Here is an 18,019-nt window from a genome sequence, read left to right on the forward strand (position 1 = left end):
CCCACCAATCCACTCACCCGCCCTACTGCGCCAAGCTGTAGCGCAGCTGCACGCCGGCCTCGGTGTTGGAGTTGCGGAAGGCGTTGCTGATGCGCGGCGTGGTGATGGTCTGGCTGTAGTAGAACTGCAGGTTCAGGCGCGTGTTCAGCAGGTAGTCCACGGTGGGGCGCAGCTGCATGGTTTTCGAGCCGTTGGTGATGGTGCTCGTCGGGGTGCCCACGTTGGGAACCTGGTTCTGGTTGTTGCCGGGGTCGTAGGAGTTGTTGATGCTGCGCTGCACCGTGATGTTGTCGCGGATGCTGAGGTCGAGGCGGGCCGTGAGGTTATTTTTCAGCACGCGCTGCTCGCCACCCACCCGGAAGGGCAGCTTCAGGCTGTTGGTGGCGTAGCCGAAGCCCACCACGATTTCGTTGGTGTGCAGCTCGGTTACCTGGGCGTTGGTGGTATTCAGCACCACCGAACGGTCGGTGCGGTACTCCAGGCGGCCGGTTACCTTGTTCACCGTCTGGAAATTGACCCCGATGAGCGGCGACAGGCGTTCCACAATGCTCACTTGGTTCACGATGTAGTACGGGATGTACTGTTTGATAATCTGGTTGCTCTTATCATCGATTTTCGTGGCAAAATCCGGCTCTTTGGTGTATAGGTTCGAGGTGGTGTAGCTGCCCAGGTTGTAGAGCGAAGAATAGGCGTGGTTGAGGGTGAAGGAGCTGAAATAGCGCTTGACGAGCGGCAGCTGGGCAAAGCCATTATAGTCGACGCGCCAGTTGGGCAGCGGCAGCATGGCAAAGGGGTTATATTTCTTGGCCGTGTAGCCATCCGACGACTTGCCGTGGTAGGCATCGTTAAAGCTCTGGATAAGCACGGCCTGCGAATTATAGCCGTAGCCATTGAGCCTGCCGAGAGGGTTCGCCTCGGGACTGCCCGAAAGCTGCTCCTGCACGATTTTCCGGTTTTTCACAAACTGGTTGAAGGCGGCCGACGTCTCGCCGTTGGCCCCCAGGTCGCCAAACAAGGTTTGGATGGTGACGGTGGACGTGCTGAACGAGCCCGAACCGAGCGACTGCTGCGAAATAATATTGAGCGGTTCCAGGGTGTTTTCGTCTACCTGCCGGCGGTAATACGACTCGTTGTTGCGGGCCAGCTGCCGGCGCGCATCCACCTGAATGTTGAAGTCGCGGAAGGGCTCCAGGGTGGTGCGCAGCGTCAGGGTTTCGGTCAGCAGCGAGCTGAGGGCCGAGTTGAGGTACTGGCTCTGGTCGGTGTACCAGCCGTTGTCGCGGGCTCTTTCATACAAATCATCCAAGGCATACTGCTTGCCCAGGATGAACGGAATGCCCGGGGCCGTCAGCGTCTCGTCGAGGCCGAACACTTTGGTTTTGGGCAGGTAGCCGGGCAGCAGCGTGCCGTTGGAGCGGTTGTAGGTGAAGTTGATGGAGCGGGCCGTCATCAGCGAGCGCAGCACGGCTTTCACGAAGCGGTTTTTCTCGCGGGTGGTGTCGGCCGGGGCCTGCGCCGCGCCGCCGCGGGGTTTGGCGCTGGGCGGCGGGGCGTTATTGATGATGTTGAGAAACTTCACCTTGTTGTAGAGCTTCACCAAATCAATCTTGCCGTTGGCGCTCAGCTCGGCGTTGTTTTGAATCGTGTTGCCCAGGTTGAGTTCATAGGTGGTCGTATCGGTGGGGTCGGTGGGGCGCAGCAGCGCCCGCTGCCCGCGCGAGGCGGCCTGCCAGTTGTAGTTGGCCGAGTAGCGGGTGTCGGCGCTCAGCCAGTCGGTGAGCGGGAACTTGTCGAGGGGCAGGCGGTAGGTCAGCGCGGCCGTTTGGGTGAAGTTGGTGGTGCGGCCGCCGCGCAGCAGGTTTTGCTGCACCTGCTCGCGGTTGCGCACGGCCTCGTCGCTCACCCCAATGGTGCGGCCCGGGCCCTCGTCCACCACGCCCCGGTTGGTGGCGGTATAGTCGAAAATCAGGCTCTTGGTCAGGTCCCACTTCAGGTCGTAAATCCGGCTGATGTAGAACGACTTCTGGATGAGGGGCGCAATGCCCTCGGTGCTGGGCACCTCGCCCGGGTTCAGAATGCGCTGCAGAAACCGCTCGTTGTAGCGCCGGTCGATGTCGGTGCGGAACGAGAAGCGCGAGGGCAGCGGCGTGAAGTTGATTTCCTTGAAAATCTTCAGGTACGGGTTGTCCAGGGCCTTGAAGCCGGCCAGCGGCGTGTAGTTCTTGGGCGTGGTCTGGTACACGTAGGCCACGGCCGCGGTGTAGGCCTTGGTGTAGTCACGGTCGGTCCGGATGTCGGTGTGCAGGCGGTCGGTCAGCGAGTAGCTCAGCGCGATGTTTTCCAGGTCCCAGGGCTTGGGCTTGGCCAGGGGCGCGCCGGGCTTGGGCTGGGCGCGCTCCTTGCGCGCGTTCAGCACCGAGATGCTGCGGCTGGTGGTTTGGTCGATGACCTTTTTGCGGTACTCGGCCTTGGCCGCCGCGTTTTCCGCGTCGCTGCCTTTGTTGAACTTCAGCAGGCTCTGCTCCAGCTTGGTGTCGGGGTCCAGGGGGTCGTAGAGGGGCGTGCGGGTTTCCTGGCCCACTTGCAGCAGCACCGGCAGGCGCACGTTCAGCTGGGGCGGCAGAAACTTCTCGGCCGCCACGGTGGCATTCAGGTCGCCGCGCAGCACGTCGTCGACGGAGCGCTGCTGCACCTTGTCCTGCAGGCCGCCGAAGCCCACGCTGGTGAAGCTGCCCGTGGCCGTTACGTTGGCCACGTCGGCCAGCTTCACGTTCAGGCGGGCGGTGGCGGCGTAGCCGGCCTGCTGCTCGAAATCGAACACCCGGAATTCGTCGGCCCACAGGTTCACCGTCTTCGAGGAGGTGCTGGGGTTGGCGTCGTCGTTGAAGGGGTTCAGCACGCCAATCATCACGCCCTGCACGGCCGAGAAGTCGGGGTTGCCCACCACCGTGATGGTGGCGCCGTTGGCCAGCGTCACGGTGTAGGCCACGTTGGGCGGGGTGCTGCTCTGGTTGCGCTTGGCCTTGGCGTCGATGAAGTCCTGAAACGACACGTCGATGCGGTTGGCTTCGGGCCACACCTGGTTGGCCTTGTCTTCTTCCGTGCCCGTGACCTGGTTGATGTCGGTGAGCTGCAGCGGCAGCGAATACTCGTAGTAGTTCTGGGTGTAGTCGGTGCCGATGCGCAGGAAGGCACGGGTGTCGCCGCTAAGGGTAGTGCGGTCTTCGGTGTCGCCGTGCAGGAACATGCGCAGGCGCTTGTAGCGCAGCATGTTGATGGCCAGGTTTTTGTAAGCCGCCTTGGCGTAGCCGTCGCGCAGGTTCACCACGGCCAGACGCAGGCTCTGCTCGTTTTGCAGGCGCGAGGTGCTGCTGCTGCCGTACTCCTTGTCGCGCCGGATGCCGGGCGGCGACACGTACGGAATCTTGGGCGTGTTGCCACTGGCCACGGCAATGCCGTTTTCCTCCACGCTCACCGTCGAGATGTTGAAGGCGTCGGCATCGGTCAGGCAGTTGCCGCACAGCACCGTGCCCGGGCTGTTATCCACGATGCGGTAGTTGAAGCGGCGCCACTGGTTGGCCACAAACTGCGGCTGCACCATGCGCAGCACCACCGGCTGCGACCACTGCGTCATGTACATGCGCAGGAAGCGGATGGACTTGAAGCCGAACGGCTGGTTGTTGTTTCCGCGCACGGCCGTGTAGCCGTCCCGAATCGGAATGCGGAACTGGTACCACGTCACCGGGTCGTTGTTGACGGTGGTCGTCACCTTGTCGATGATGTAGTTCGAGCCCACGTCCAGCTGGCCCGGGTCCAGGCGCATGCGGTACTCGTAGTAGCGCTCCACGTCCTGCACCACGTTGTCGCGGTTCAGGTCTTCTTTGTCGGGGTAAGCCGTCGAGCTGAGCTGGCTGTTCTCGGGCGAGTTGCCCTCGTAGCCGTCGTAGTTTTTGTAGCGGCCCAGCAGCTTGGTGTTGGTTTGGTCGTAGCTCGGGTCGAGGTGGTGGCGGAAGTCGTCGGCCGAGGGGTCGGGCAGGTTCTGGTAGGCCGGGCCGTAGCCCACCTGGGGCGCCAAGGCGGCCGCCTTGGCGCGCTCGCCGTCGTTGTTCAGGCCGTCGAGGCCCACGTCCTGCCGCTGCCGGGCGCCGGGCGCCGCGTTAAACGCATCGGTCAGAAACTGCTGGCGCGTCACCAGGCCGTAGGGCGTGGTGTTGGTGGTGGCGGCAATGTCCTGCGGGTCGTCCGTCACGGGCAGGCCGTTCTCGAACTCGTACTGGCTGCCGTCCTTCAGCACGTCTTCGCTCACGTTGCCCAGGTTCACAATCAGCTCACCGCCCGTCTTGTTGGGCCCGGCATTGGGGTTGTCGGGGTCTTGCACCACGCCGTTGGGCGTGTCGATGAACGGGTCCATCATCCAAAACTCCAGGTATTCGATGTTGGCGTTGTCGAAGTCGGTGTCGAAAGTAATGGCCCGGCTCACCCCCCCAAAGTTGTTGCGGCTAGCGGCATCCTGCGCCTGGGGCGTGCCCGGGTTCAGGAACTTACCATCAGAGCTCACGTTCGGATTATAGTTATAAGCCCCCCGCTCCCTGGGGTAGTAGGCCAAGTCGAACGTGTACTCAAACCCGTTGCCCGTCGAGCCCAGGTCCTTGTTCGGAAACACCTCGTCGCGCCGCACCCCGCGCACGTAGTGGTTGGTCAGGTCGGTGGCGCCGATATTGCCCGGCACGTTGGGGCCGCCGGTGTAATAGCTCTGGTCGATGGTGTACCAGGCCAGTTTGGCGCGCTGGTAGTTGTAGGGCAGGCCCACGGCCGTGCTGCCCTGGATGGGCAGCGGCGTGCTGGCCAGGCGCCAGGCCGGAATGCTGGCCAGGCCGCCCAGTGTGTAGGGCGTGCGCGCATTTTCAAAGTCGTCGACGTACGACACGCCGTTCTCGCCGTTGCCCAGCTGCGAGCGGCCCGGCAGCAGCTTGGCAAACTCCCCGCTGAAGGCAATGGTCGAAATCTCCTTCGTTGACACGAAGGGCAGCATGTCGAGGTACTTGGTCAGCACCCGGCTGTCTTTCCGGATGGCGCCGTCCAGCCCAATGAGGGTGTTGTTGCCCGGCTCGTCGCCAATGTTCACGCGGTTGATGCCCGGGGCCTGGTTTTCGAGCAGGTGCAGCACCGTGCCGCCAAGGGTCACGTCGTTGTTCAGCTTGTAGTCGAGGCGGGTGCCCACCAGCCGGCGCGGCTGCACCTGCACCAGCGCGTTTTTCTCGAAGCTCACGCGCAGCTCGTTAGCCGAGTTCAGGTAGGCCGGGTTTAGGATTTTTACCTTGGCCTGGTCGTAGAACACCTGGTAGTCCACGCCCTCGGTCAGGAGCGTCGAGCCCGATGTAACGCGCACCGAGCCTTGGGCAATGCCGATGCCCGGCAGGTTGATTTCGTCGGAGCTGGAGCCGCCCTGGAAGCGCCCGCGCAGGAAGAACTTGTCCTTCTCCTGCACCTGCTGGGCGTCGCTCTGCGTCTGGTTGTACAGCTCCTGGTAAACGTACTTGGTAATCAAGTCGGGCTCGCCCACAAACTGCGTTTGCAGGAAGTTGCCGAAGGGCTGCACGTTGGGGAAGATGATTTTGCCCAGCTCCGGGTCGATGGTCACGCCCGGGAAATAGTCGAAGTTGCCATCGGGCAGCTTGTCGTTGTTTGAGTTCACGTGGTCGAGGTTCAGCACCTCAATCAGCGGCCGGTTCGTGATTCTGGCCCCTTCCTTCAGCGAAATCAGGTCGACGCCCGTCGCGTCGTCCTTGTAAATGATTTGCAGCTGGAAGTTGTCGCGCTGCAGCTGCGAGGCGTTCAGGGGATAGATGTTTTTCATCATCAAATCCCAGGTCGGCGTGTTGCGGGTCTGCAGGTTGGGGTTCTGCGGGTTGTTGGCGGGGTCGGCCAGGCCCACGCCTGGGTTGCTGGCGCGCAGCATCTTCAGAAAGAGCACCTGGTCGGGGCCCACGCTGCCGCCTTCACCGCCCGCCAGCTCGCCCACCTTGTAGGTTTGGCCGTTGTAGATGTACTCGTAGCTCACGCCCAGCACCTGGTCGGGCAGCAGGGCCGTGTTCAGCGAGAGGTAGCCCAGCTGGGCGTTGAAGGTGTATTCGCGGGTGTCGAGCTTGCGGGCGCGCACCCGTTCAAAATCAATGTTCTTGGCCAGGCCCTGCGCGCCCTGCAGGTAGTTGTCTACCCCCAGGTTGTCGCGGGTGCCGCCCGCACCGGCTACGGCCGTAAACAGCGAGTTGGCGTTGTTGTCGGCCGGCGTCTGCACGGTTTTGCCCCCGAGGCTGTACCTGTCCCGGTATAGGCGGAACGGCTCGGCCAGGTCCATCAGCGTCACCACGTTGCGCAGGCTTTCGGTGGTGCGGTTGTCGTTGGTCACGTACACTTCCAGGCGGTTGATGGTCACGCCGCTCTGGATGGTAGGCAGGTTGCGCAGGGCTTGGTCGTACCGGTCGCGGAAAAACTGCGACAGGAAAAAGTGCCGGTCCTTCTCGTACTGGCTGGCCTTGATTTCGTACTGCCGGCTCTGCGCCCCGTTCTGGATGCGCACCTCGTCGGCGGTGCCGCGCACGGTGGCGGCCACGGCCGTCACGCCCAGCCGCCCAAACTGCAGCTGCGTCTTGATGCCGAACAGGTTCTGCCCGCCCTGCACCAGCGAGTTGGTCAGCGGCAAGCTCACGTTGCCCAAATCCACCTTCCGGATGATGTCGGTTTCCTCGCCCGCGTAGTCGAACTTCATCTGGTTGTCGAAGTCGAACGAGGCCTTGGTGTCGTAGTTGAACACCAGCTTGAGCTTGGTGCCGATGGCGCCCGTCAGGTTGACGTTGATGTTCTGCTCAAACAAGAAGTCGCCCACGCTCTGCTGGCGCAAGGTCAGGGCCGGGTTTTCGTTTTTGTTGAAGCGCGCGCCAAACTTGAGCGTGACGGAGCCCGCCGGTCGGATATCCACGTAGCTGCCCCCAAAAATGCGGTTGGCAATGGGGCCGAGGTAAATCTTGGGAATCAGGCGCTGAGCCTGCGCGCTGCCCGGCGCGGCGGCCGGACCGGTCACGCCGCCTTTGGCCTTTTGCCGGTAATAATCGGCCACGGCCTGGCGCCGCTGGTACTCCTCGTACTGCTTGTAGCTGAGCGCGCTGGGGTCGCGGTAGTCGATGTCGGGCCCAATTTTTTCCTGCACCTGCACATTTTGCAGGCTGTCGTCAACCGTGACGCCCAGTTTTACGTTCTTAGGCAAAGGCAGCACCAGCGGCGATTCGCGGCGGTGCGGCCCGAAAGGGCTACCCGGCCGGTCCTGGGCCCGCACGCGGGGGCGCTTGCTGGCCTTATAAGGGCCCGTGGTATCGGCCACCGCGCCGCGCGGACGCGGGGTGTCCTGGGCCAGGGCCCGGCTGGCGCGCAGCCACAGGCGGCCGAGGCGTGGCGCAGCCGTGGGCGAGGCCTGGGCCCACCACGTCAGCAACGACGCAACCACAACTACCGACGCGGGGAGTAACTTCTGACCGGATTTCAAGCAGGATAAGTGATGAAGCCAAGGGCGCAATTTACCCTAAGCTGTTAGCTGTTAGCCGGTAAGATACCGGCGGTACTCTCTCTGGTAGCTCTTCAAACGATGAAGCAAAAATTGGGCCCGCCCACTGCGCCACTGCAGGCGCAGGAGCAGCTAGCTAGCAGCCAAAAGCTGCTGGCTAACAGCTAAAAACGGTCCGGACCTAATGCGACTTCAAAGCAAATTTAATCAATTCCTCCACGCTCAGCTCCCCGCCGTGCTTCTGCTGAATCTGGTCCAACTGCTTCTCGGCAGCGGCCCGCGCAAAGCCGAGGGTCACCAGCGCCTGCAACGCTTCGGCGCGCCGCGTATTGTGCTGGCGGGCCAGCGGCACCGTGTCCACGCCGGCTTTGGCCAGCAGTTCGTCCTTGCGCAGCTTGTCTTTTAGCTCCAAAATCACGCGCTGGGCCGTTTTCGGGCCCACGCCCTTGATGGCCTGAATGGCCCGCACATTTTCGTGCACAATGGCATCGCGGATTTCGCCCACGCTCATGCTGCTCACCATCACAATGCCCGTGCCCGGCCCAATGCCCGACACCGAAATCAGCTGCAGAAACAGCGCTTTCTCGTTGGGGTCCAGGAAGCCGTACAAGGTTTGGCCGTCTTCCTTGATGTGCTGGTAAGTATAGATTTTGGTGGCTTCGCCCTCCGCCGGCAGCTTGGAGAAAGTGGCCAGCGAAATGCGGACTTCATAGCCCACGCCTAGAATATCAACAATGGCCAGCGTGGCGTCTTTGTAGGCAAGTTTACCGTCGAGGTAGGCAATCATAAAGCGGGAAAGGAGAAACGGAAAAAGCGCTTCGGTAGCGGGTCAACACCAGCAAGGGGGTTTTCCCTCCCAAATTTACTGGCTTTTCGGCCAAAAATTTTGGGCGAAATGAAGAAGTTGTGAAGCGGCTGAAAGCAAATGAAAAAGAACGTCATGCCGAGCGCAGCCGAGGCATCTCGCCTGTGATAGTAATCCAATCGAAAGGGTTTACCACCACTGGCGAGATGCCTCGGCTGCGCTCGGCATGACGCTCTCTTATGAGCTAAAGACTACAGCGCCTTGCTGCCCATCTGCGCATCCACCACCGCGATGGAGGCCATGTTCACGATGTCGCGCACGCTGGCGCCGAGCTGCAGGATGTGCACCGGCTTGCGCATGCCCATGAGCACGGGCCCAATCACCTCGGCACCGCCGATTTCCTGTAGCACCTTGTAGGCAATGTTGCCCGACTCCACGTTCGGAAACACCAGCGTGTTGGCGCCTTTCTCGGCCAGGGGCGAGAAGCCGTAGTGCTCCTGTAACAAGGCCGGACTCAGGGCCACGTTGGCCTGCATCTCACCGTCAATCAGCAGATTGGGGAAGCGGGCTTTGGCCAGCTCCGTGGCTTTGCGGGTCTTTTCGGGCAGCACGCCGGCGTTGGAGCCGAAGTTGGAGTAGCTGATGACGGCAATGCGCGGCGCGGTGTCGAAGAAGCGCACCGCGCGGGCCGTGAGGCCAATAATCTCCACCATTTCCTCGGCCGTGGGGTTAATGTTCACCGTGGTATCGGCAAAGAAATACGGTCCTTTCTTGTGCTGAATGATGTACATGGAAGCCACGCGACGCACGCCTTCTTCGGTGCCAATGACCTGCAGCGAGGGAATGATGCTCTTGCCGTAGTCTTTGGTGAGGCCGGTGATGCAGGCGTCGGCCTCGCCGGTTTCCACCATCATGGCGGCGAAGTAGTTGCGCTCCCGCATCAGGCGGCGGCCTTCGTAGAGGGTCATGCCCCGGCGCTGGCGCTTCTGGTACAGTAGGTTGGCGTACTCGTCGCGCTTGGCGTCCTGCTTCAGGATGTTGATGATTTCACAACCTTCCAGGTCCACGCTGTTCTCACGGGCAATGGCTTCAATCTTTTCCTGCGGCCCCAGCAGAATGGGCCAGCACACGCCCTCGTCGCGCAGAATCTGGGCGGCTTTGAGAATCTTGTAGTTGTCGGCTTCGGCAAACACCACCCGCTTGGGGTTGGCCTTGGCTGCCGAGGTGATGCGGTTCATCAGCTTCTGGTTCACGCCGAGGCGGGCGCGCAGGTGGTCTTCGTAGGCGGCCCAGTCTTCGATGGGCGCCTTGGCCACACCGCTTTCCATGGCCGCCCGGGCCACGGCCGGGCTGATGCTGGTGATGAGGCGCGGGTCGAGGGGCTTAGGAATGAGGTAGGTGCGACCAAAGGCCAGCGTGTTGTCGCCGTAGGCTTTGTTCACCATCTCGGGCACGGGCTCCTTGCTGAGCTCGGCCAGGGCGTGCACCGCCGCCAGCTTCATGGCCTCGTTGATTTCGGTGGCGCGCACGTCCATGGCCCCCCGGAAGATGTAGGGGAAACCCAGCACGTTGTTCACCTGGTTGGGGTGGTCGGAGCGGCCGGTGGCCATGATGAGGTCGTCGCGCGTGGCCATGGCCAGCTGGTAGCTCACCTCGGGGTCGGGGTTGGCCAGGGCAAACACGATAGGGTTCGGGGCCATGCGCAAGAGCAGGCCGGCCGGCAGCACATTGGCCGCCGAAAGGCCCAGAAACACGTCGGCGTCCTGCATAGCCTCCTCTAGGTTGTTCACGGCGCGGCTGGTGGCAAACTGCATCTGAATGGGCGCCAGGTTGGTGCGCCGGTCGTGGATGAGGCCGTCCTTGTCGAACACCACCACGTTTTCCTTTTTCAGGCCCAGCGCCAGGTACAGCCGCAGGCACGACACAGCCGCCGCGCCCGCTCCGCTCACCACCATGCGCACGTCCTCAATTTTCTTGCCCACCACTTCCAGCGCGTTCAACAGGGCGGCCGACGAGATGATGGCCGTGCCGTGCTGGTCGTCGTGCATCAGCGGGATGTTCATCTTCTCGCGCAGCTCCGTCTCGATGCGGAAGCACTCCGGCGCCTTGATGTCTTCCAGGTTGATGCCGCCGAAGGTAGGCTCCAGCGACTTCACAATCTTGATAAACTCGTCGGGGTCGGTGGCGTCAATCTCAATATCGAAGCAATCGATACCGGCGAACTTCTTGAAGAGCACGCCTTTGCCTTCCATCACTGGCTTGCTGGCGGCGGGGCCGATGTTGCCCAGCCCCAGCACGGCTGTGCCATTCGAAATAACGGCCACCAGGTTGCCCTTGGCGGTGTATTTGTACACGTCGTCGGGGTTGGCGGCGATTTCCTTGCAGGGCTCGGCCACGCCGGGCGAGTAGGCCAGGGCCAGGTCGAGTTGGGTGCTTACCGGCTTGGTGGGGATGACCTCAATCTTACCAGCGGGCTCCTGCGAGTGGTAGTTGAGGGCGTCTTGCTTGTTTATTTTCAGCATCGGGAATTACAAAATCAGAAGAAAAGCACGGAGCGGTTCCGCCCACAAGGTCCGGCTTAATCTCCCGAAATTACTGCGGCCCGCTTGGTTTCCCGCAAAAAAAGACCCGAACCAGCACCGGCCCGGGTCTTAGCGAACTGGATTGCAGCGCGGCGCTATTCCAGTTTCAGGTTCTCAAACTTGCCGGTTACTTTCACGTTGCACTGCGCCGGAGTGGTAGAAGGGTAACGCTCGCGGGGGTCGTTCACTCCGTTCATGACCATCTCAAACGAGCCGGCCAGCAGCCGGCGTTGGCTGTCGTAGGCCGTAATCTCCACTTTGCCCAGCATGGCATTGTTGCGGCTGAAGTAGAGCTGGCCGCTGGTTGCGCCCGGCACATGCAGGATGGTGTAGTTGTACTGCGTTTCGGCCACCGCTCCGGCACTACCCTGCCGGTCGCGCACCAGATACGTCCCCAGCAAATTAGGCGTAAGCGCCGAATTTGGAATGGTGAAAGAAATGAAGTCGTTGCCCTCGGGCACATCGAAAGCCAATAGCATTTCCTTGGCGTCTTGCCGGCCAATGAGCTTCATGGAATTCTGGGTATAGGTCAGCCCGGAATCGAAGTTACTGCTAGTTGGGAAAGTGAACGTGCGTGTCATTTCAGCCTTCACAGCCGGGACGAAAGGTTGAGGGTCAGCGTCTTTTTTGGAACAACCCGTGGCTAGTACAACTGTCAGGAAAAGGGCAGTAAGCGTTTTCATATTTTGCAGAAAAAGATGAGTCTCCTGGCTGTTTGCAAGCCGTGTGCCACTTCCCGCAAATAGTTCCCGGCGGCTCAATAAAAAGTTAGCTTTACTTAACTCTGCGGCACCAGCAGCTTTTGGCCCAGCTTCACCTCGTCAGAAGTGAGGTGGTTGACTTCGCGAAGCTGCTGCACGCTCACCCCAAACCGGCGCGAAATGTTGAACAGCGTGTCGCCGGGCTGCACCAAATGCACTTTGGAGGCCAGGTCGTGCTTGCTCAGCGTGGCTTTGGGCGCGGCAGCTACTTCCTTCGCCGCCGGCTTGGCATGCTTGCGCGGCGCTTCAGCTACGGCTTCCACCTCGGCCGGCGCGCTGAACTCCAGCCGCTGGCCCATGGTCACATTTTCGGAAGGCAGCTTGTTCCAGGCCACCAGTTGCGCCACGCTCACGCCGTGCTCGCGGGCCAGCTTGGTCAGGTTATCGCCCCGGCGCACGGTGTAGGGCCCATTGTTGGGCGTTTCTTCCGCTCCCGGAGCAGTTTCGACGGCCACTTCCGGCTCTGCGGCCACAGCGGCTTTGGCTTCGTTGCGCCTGGCCTCGGCGGCTTGCGTCTGGGCCAGACGGCGGGCGGCCACGCGGGCCTGGGCTTCCGCCGCGGCTTGCTGAATAGCCTGCCGCTGCCGAATGGCTACCAGCCGGGCTTCCTGCTGCTTTTCCTGCTTAATCAGTTCCTGCACCCGGGTCACTTCCCGGGCATTGGCGTCGGCCTGCTCTTTGCGGGCTAAAGCCTCCTCGGCCGAAACCAGCGGACGCACTGGGCGCGGCGCGGCGGCAATGGCTTCCACCGGCGCTTTGGGCGTGCTGGGGGCGGCCGTGGGCAGGGGCACGAAAATGACCAGCTGCTTGCCCGGCTTGAGGGCCTTGCCTTTGGGTAGCTCGTTCCAGCGGCGCAGCTGGCTTTGGCTCACCTCAAACCGCTCGGCCAAGCTGGCTAGCGTTTCGCCTTTCTTCACCTTGTGCGGCACCCGCCGGAAACGGGGCGCAGCCGCCTCATCCCTGGCCCGCGGGCCATCGGTGGCGGCCAGCAGCTGCTTGCTCACCCAGGGCTCCACGCCTTCCAGACGGGGCGGCAGCGCGGCCAGCGGGCGCGGCAGCTCGGCCGTGGGCTGGCAGTAGTCCAGCAAGGTGTTGCGGTCGACATCGCCCAGATGCTCCGCCGCCGAGGCCGGAAACCGCACCACGTAGGAGCGGTAGCCGGCGGGCAGGGCCGCGCGCCGCAGCTCGGGGTTGAAGCGGGTGAGAAACAGGGAATCCTCGTAGCCGCAGGCGCGGCTCAGGCGGCGCAGGTCGAAGGCGCGGCCGCGCAGGCCCAGCGTGTCCATGGCCTCGGCGTATTGGTAGCGCAGCTTGTCGGTGCGCAGGCCGTGGGCCTCGGCGTACTTCATACTGTACATGATGGCCGTGAAGGTGGGCACGTAGTTGCGCGTTTCGGCGGGCATGTGCGGGTATAGGTCCCAGAAGGTCTTTTTGCCGGTGCGGCGCATCACGCGCTGCACGCTGCCCGCGCCCCAGTTGTAGGCGGCCAGCACCAGCTCCCAGTCGTGAAACACGCCGTAGAGGTAGCGCAGGTGCTTGCAGGCAGCCTCGGTGGCCTTTTCGGGGGCCATGCGCTCGTCAATCCACTCGTCGCGCACCAGGCGCAGGTCGCCGGCCGTGGGGCCCATAAACTGCCAGAGGCCGGTGGCGCCCACCGGCGACTTGGCCGTCGGAATCAGGGCCGACTCCACCACGGCCAGGTACTTCAGGTCGGTGGGCAGGTTGTACTTGGCGAGGTACTTCTCAAAGAGCGGGAAATAGAGGTTTTCGCGCTCCAGCACGCGCTGCAGGTAGCTGCGGTTGCGGGCCGTGAACAGGGTCACGTAGGCCATCACCGCGTTGTTGAACTGGTGGGGCACGTCGGTTTCGAAGCAGCCCACCCGGTCGCACACTAGGTCGCGCAGGGTGGGCGGGGTGCGCAGCCACTGCAGCCGGGCCGAGTCGACCTGCACGGGCGCGGCCACCAGCGAGTCGGGTTGCAGCTCCAGGCGCACCCGCACGGTATCGCCCAACAGCGCTGGCAGCGTGGTGCTTATCTGGCCGGTCGAGTCCGACGCCGGCACCTGCTGGGCCATGGCTTTGGGCAGGGGCAACAGCAGCCCCAGCAGCCCCAGGCCCAGCCAGCGGCGGCGATGGCGGAGCATTTTTGCGTGCTTAATCCCTTGCTTCATAGCACTAAGGTAGGTGATAGGTAAAGAACTTGTAGAGATGAACGCAAAAAATCAGCAGACGTTGCCCCACGGCCGTTTGCGCTTCCATCTAATCTGCTTGGCGCTCTACCGGTAGTCAGCAGTATGAGATGAGAGCCGTGTACCCGCCTGCCTGGGCGGCTACGTCACCGGTCGTCGCGCTTTGGCTGCTGACCGGTGAGCTGGGTTGGCTTAGGCCAATGCTGCTTTCCGCCAATGTCTTTATCGGCAATTTTTTAAGGCAACTACGCCTGGGCTATTCTGCACCCAGATAGCCCAAAGGCACTTTAGCAAAAAAATTAGAATTATACAATATCACATTAGCATATGCCTAGTCACTACGCCCCCCATTTTGCCCTTGCATGGGCCTGGCCGGTGCGTCCTCCTTTGCAGCAGGCCCGGCTGCCAGCTGGCTGGCCTGGCTGAAACCGCGGCGACCTACCTTGCCGGCCACATCAATCCTTTTTCCTTTATGCCCCACGCTTTTCCTTTCCCAATCCTGGCGGCGCTGCTGAGCCTAAGCGGCCCGCTGGCCGCCGCCGCCCAAGCCCCGGCAGCTACCACCGCCCCCGCCGACACGGCCCGCGCCTACCGCCACCACTTGGGCCTGACGGCCAGCCCCGTGCTGGAGGGCTTCTTCCGCAACAACCGCGCCCTGCCCCTGGGCCTGCTCTACAAGCGTCAGGTGGCGCCCCGCCGCGCCTGGCGCTTCGGCGCCGTTTTTTCCCAAAACTACACCCAGCGCTACGACCCCCAGCCCAAAACCAATAATGCCTACACCCTGCAAAACCTGGCCCTGGGCCTGTACGCCGGCCACGAATGGCAGCGCCCGCTCGCCAAGCGCTGGGTGGCCTACGCCGGGCTGGACGTGGGCGCCGGGTACAGCCGTGTCAAAGAAGAAAAAGACTTGCAGCGCTTCGTTACGATGAACGGCGCGGATGTGATATGGGCGGATAATGAGTTTTTCACATTTATCACTTACTCCGGTTTGGTTCGTCCACTGGTGGGGGTCCGCTACCAACTTATGCCCTACCTGTACGCCAGCGCGGAAGCCGCCGTGCAATTCACCTATTCGCACACCAGCCTTAATTCACGAATAAGAACGACGCGCACCGATACCGGAGAGTTAATAGTGGAAGGAAAAGGCACCTACAAAGAATACTTCTTTCAAACCTCGTTCCGACCCATTCAGCAGGTGACGCTGCACTATATGTTTGGCCGCCGATAAACGGCTTCGAGCCTCTTTTTCGCTCTCTTCCTAAACCGCATGAAGTTCCTTTTCCTGCTGGGCCTGAGTTGCCCGCTGGCCGTAGCCGCGCAGGCCACAGCGGCGGCCCCCGCCGACACGGCCCGTTACTACCGCCACCACCTGGGCCTGACGGCCAGCCCCGTGCTCGAGGGCTTTTTCCGCAACAACCGCAGCCTACCGGTGGGCCTGCTCTACAAGCGCCAGGCCGCCCCCCACCGCGCTTGGCGCGTCGGCGCCGTTTTCAGCCAAACCTACACCCAGCGCTACGACCCCCAGCCCAAAACCAACAACGCCTACTCAACCCTCCGTTACAGTATAGAGACTTACGCCGGGGTAGAGGCATTAAAACCGCTGGCTAAGCACTGGGTCGCATTTGCTGGCGTTGATGCCGGGGTCGGCTACAACCACTACCGCTACGACCAAGAGGAACAACGCCCTGGTAGTATCAATGGAGTAAGCGTGGTGCTGGCAGACAAAAGCCGCACTTACGACAACACCAAACAGGTCTTTGTCAGGCCCCTGTTGGGAATAAGATACCACCTGCTGCCTTACCTCTACACGAGTGCTGAAACCACGCTGAATATTTCTTATGGCTTGCGTGTAGCGGAAGTCAACGGTGCAACCTCCCGGACCGATACTGGCGAGGAGATAGAGCGCGGCAGCGGCTCATACAAAGAGCGATTTGCGCAAGTCTACCTTCTGCCTATCAGCAGAATAGGAATTCACTTCCTTTTTAATTGAAAATTACCCTTTACCAAAACCATTTAAGAACTTCTCATGAAAAAAATCGACCTCTTTAGTAGACTGTCCAGTATTATGGCGGCTTTTCTTTTACTACTAGGCGCATGCGGTGCTTATGCTCAATCATTCCGCACATACAACACCCCAGTTTGCCCAGGGCAAACTGAGGTGTACACGCTGGAGAACATTCCGACTGGCTACCGTTTGAACGGCCCCACAGCTTCTGGCGGCTTTTTAAGCAACACGCCAACCATTACCAATGGCACGGCTACGTTCACTGTTCGTTGGTATAACGTGAATAGCGGCTCAGTGAATCCACGGGTAGAGAAGCCGGATGGCGTAGATGCGAGCGGCAATACTATTTGGCGTGACGTGCAGATTACTTCTCCGTCCGTCGGCATCAAGAGCGTGGCCGGTCGGACGCCATTGCCTTTCAATAATGGCAGCACCGTCGACTTGCCCCTGTGCGGCGGCGCGCAAACCGTCACGCTCACCCTGCCGCAGGAGTTCTACACCGGCGCACCCTCCGTGCCCATTACCGACTACGCCTGGTACGTGCCGGCTCCTTTCACGGTAGCGGGCGTGCCGCTGGCCAACGGCTTCAGCCCGGCCCGCTATCTGAGTGGCCGCAGCCTGACCATCAACGTACCGGCCGGCCAGTTCAACGCCGAGGTGCGGGTGGCGATGTACGTGCGCGACTGCAACGAAAACACCGCTTATGGCAACGCGCCCGCCACTCTGGTCAGCTTCGACCAGCGCATCACCGTCCGCCGCGTGCTACCCGTGGTGACCAGCATCACGCCCTCGCGTGCACGCGTTACCTGCGGTGACCAACGCCCCCTGACGCTGACGGCGGCGGCCAGTCAGGCCGGGGCATCTTCCTTTAGCTGGACGCTGCCCTCGGGCTGGAGCTTTGCGCCCGGCACCGCCACCACCGGGGCCACGGTGTCGGTGGTGCCACCCGGCGGGCAGCCAGCCGGCGGCGGCACCACGTTCAGCGGTACGGTTTCGGCCATCTATACCTGCGTGAGTCCGTCTTACGCAACCGCGGCAGCTTCCTTTTCCATTGACTACAGCAACCAGGTGGCCCAGCCCACCATCACCGTACCCACGGCTACCGGCAACCCGCCGCTGTTCTGTTACGGTGAGTCGTTCACGGCCTCGGCCGATGGGCCGGGCGGCGCGCAGTTCACCTGGAGCGGCCCGCCCGGCGTGACCTTCACGCCGCAGGTGAGCGGGCCCGGCCAATCCGTGCGGGTGGACCTGCCCTACGCCAACTACGGCTACGGCGACATCACCGTGAGCGTGACGGCCGGCAATGCCACCTTCAACTGTCAGGCCAGCGTGCCCGCCACTCAGAAAATTGTGCTGCACCGCGCCGTGCTCGACTACGCCACCAACCCCGTGCGCCTGCAAGTGGGCTCCGACACCGGCTACAACAACGGCGCCCCGCCCTCCGACTACCCCGGCGCGCCCTCCTACCTGCCCGTGCAGTGCAACACGCGCACCTGGCTGCGCCTCTACGGCAATCTGCTCGACTACTATGGCAACCCGCTCACCGGTTTCCATTGGAACGTGAACGGGCAGGAACCCGCCAACTCGGCCGGCCAGACCACGGTGCTCGTGCCGCTGGGCGGCAGCCAGGGCGCCCAGGTGTGCCTGACTGTCCTCAACCGCTGCGGCGTGGATGAGTACTACTGCTGGCAAATTCCCACCTACGGCGACTGCGGCGGCGGGGGCGGCCCCATCGACCCCGAGCCCTGCGTGGAGTGTGGCCGCCAGGCCCCCACCGCCGCCTACCCCAACCCCGCCGATGCCGACCTGACCGTGCCGGTGCCCGCCGGGGCCCACGGCGCGGTGCGCCTGCTCAATGCCCAGGGCCGGCCGGTGCGACAGGCGCCCGTTCGCGGCAGCCGCGTGGTGCTTGACGTGCGCGCCCTGCCCAACGGCCTCTACTACCTGGAAGTGCCTTCGGCCGGCGGCGCGCCCCGCCGCCAGCAGATGCAGGTGCAGCACTAGCGGCAGCCGGGTATCATGGCCTGGTTTGCTCTGATGCCCACCAGCCACAAAAAAGCGTCCCGGCTTCGCAACCGGGACGCTTTTTTCATTTAATCAACCGTAGCGCGAAGCGGGC

8 protein-coding genes are annotated in these 18,019 nt (G+C 62.4%); 3 read left to right on the forward strand and 5 right to left on the reverse strand.

What is annotated here, in order from left to right; all coding sequences use genetic code 11:
• Nucleotides 1–22: 22 nt before the first annotated feature.
• The 5 genes from sov to MTP16_RS05260 form a co-directional block, all read right to left on the reverse strand.
• Entirely contained in the window at nt 23–7,501 is a 7,479-nt protein-coding gene (gene sov, locus MTP16_RS05240) for a T9SS outer membrane translocon Sov/SprA (RefSeq protein WP_243516511.1), read from the reverse strand.
• A 238-nt stretch (nt 7,502–7,739) separates the two neighbouring features.
• Entirely contained in the window at nt 7,740–8,345 is a 606-nt protein-coding gene (ruvA, locus tag MTP16_RS05245; protein ID WP_243516514.1) for a Holliday junction branch migration protein RuvA, read from the reverse strand.
• A gap of 269 nt (nt 8,346–8,614) precedes the next feature.
• Complete coding sequence (locus tag MTP16_RS05250) at nt 8,615–10,885, reverse strand: NADP-dependent malic enzyme (protein WP_243516516.1); 2,271 nt, start codon at nt 10,883–10,885, stop codon at nt 8,615–8,617.
• A gap of 155 nt (nt 10,886–11,040) precedes the next feature.
• A complete protein-coding gene (locus MTP16_RS05255) occupies nt 11,041–11,457 on the reverse strand; it encodes a hypothetical protein (RefSeq protein ID WP_243516518.1) in 417 nt (138 codons plus the stop codon).
• A 266-nt stretch (nt 11,458–11,723) separates the two neighbouring features.
• Nucleotides 11,724–13,850: a LysM peptidoglycan-binding domain-containing protein gene (locus tag MTP16_RS05260; RefSeq protein ID WP_243516521.1), complete on the reverse strand. Its 2,127-nt coding sequence runs from the start codon at nt 13,848–13,850 to the stop codon at nt 11,724–11,726.
• Between the two features lie 517 nt (nt 13,851–14,367).
• On the opposite strand from MTP16_RS05260, the gene MTP16_RS05265 reads away from it, so the two are divergent.
• From MTP16_RS05265 to MTP16_RS05275, 3 genes are all read left to right on the forward strand, one after another.
• A complete protein-coding gene (locus MTP16_RS05265; RefSeq protein WP_243516522.1) occupies nt 14,368–15,123 on the forward strand; it encodes a hypothetical protein in 756 nt (251 codons plus the stop codon).
• Nucleotides 15,124–15,162: 39 nt separating this feature from the next.
• On the forward strand, nt 15,163–15,885 hold the full coding sequence (locus MTP16_RS05270) for a hypothetical protein (protein WP_243516524.1): 723 nt from the start codon (nt 15,163–15,165) through the stop codon (nt 15,883–15,885).
• A 372-nt stretch (nt 15,886–16,257) separates the two neighbouring features.
• Nucleotides 16,258–17,904 carry a T9SS type A sorting domain-containing protein gene (locus tag MTP16_RS05275; RefSeq protein ID WP_243516526.1) on the forward strand — a complete coding sequence of 549 codons (1,647 nt, stop codon included), beginning with the start codon at nt 16,258–16,260 and terminating at the stop codon, nt 17,902–17,904.
• Nucleotides 17,905–18,019 lie beyond the last annotated feature (115 nt).

Source organism: Hymenobacter monticola, assembly GCF_022811645.1.
In the GTDB taxonomy this organism is placed as follows: domain Bacteria; phylum Bacteroidota; class Bacteroidia; order Cytophagales; family Hymenobacteraceae; genus Hymenobacter; species Hymenobacter monticola.

Coding starts and splice junctions, on each gene's coding strand:
- ruvA (WP_243516514.1), bottom strand. CDS start 8,345: ATGATTGCCTACCTCGACGGTAAACTTGCCTACAAAGACGCCACGCTG.
- MTP16_RS05250 (WP_243516516.1), bottom strand. CDS start 10,885: ATGCTGAAAATAAACAAGCAAGACGCCCTCAACTACCACTCGCAGGAG.
- MTP16_RS05255 (WP_243516518.1), bottom strand. CDS start 11,457: ATGAAGCTCATTGGCCGGCAAGACGCCAAGGAAATGCTATTGGCTTTC.
- MTP16_RS05260 (WP_243516521.1), bottom strand. CDS start 13,850: ATGCTCCGCCATCGCCGCCGCTGGCTGGGCCTGGGGCTGCTGGGGCTG.
- MTP16_RS05265 (WP_243516522.1), top strand. CDS start 14,368: ATGCCCCACGCTTTTCCTTTCCCAATCCTGGCGGCGCTGCTGAGCCTA.
- MTP16_RS05270 (WP_243516524.1), top strand. CDS start 15,163: ATGAAGTTCCTTTTCCTGCTGGGCCTGAGTTGCCCGCTGGCCGTAGCC.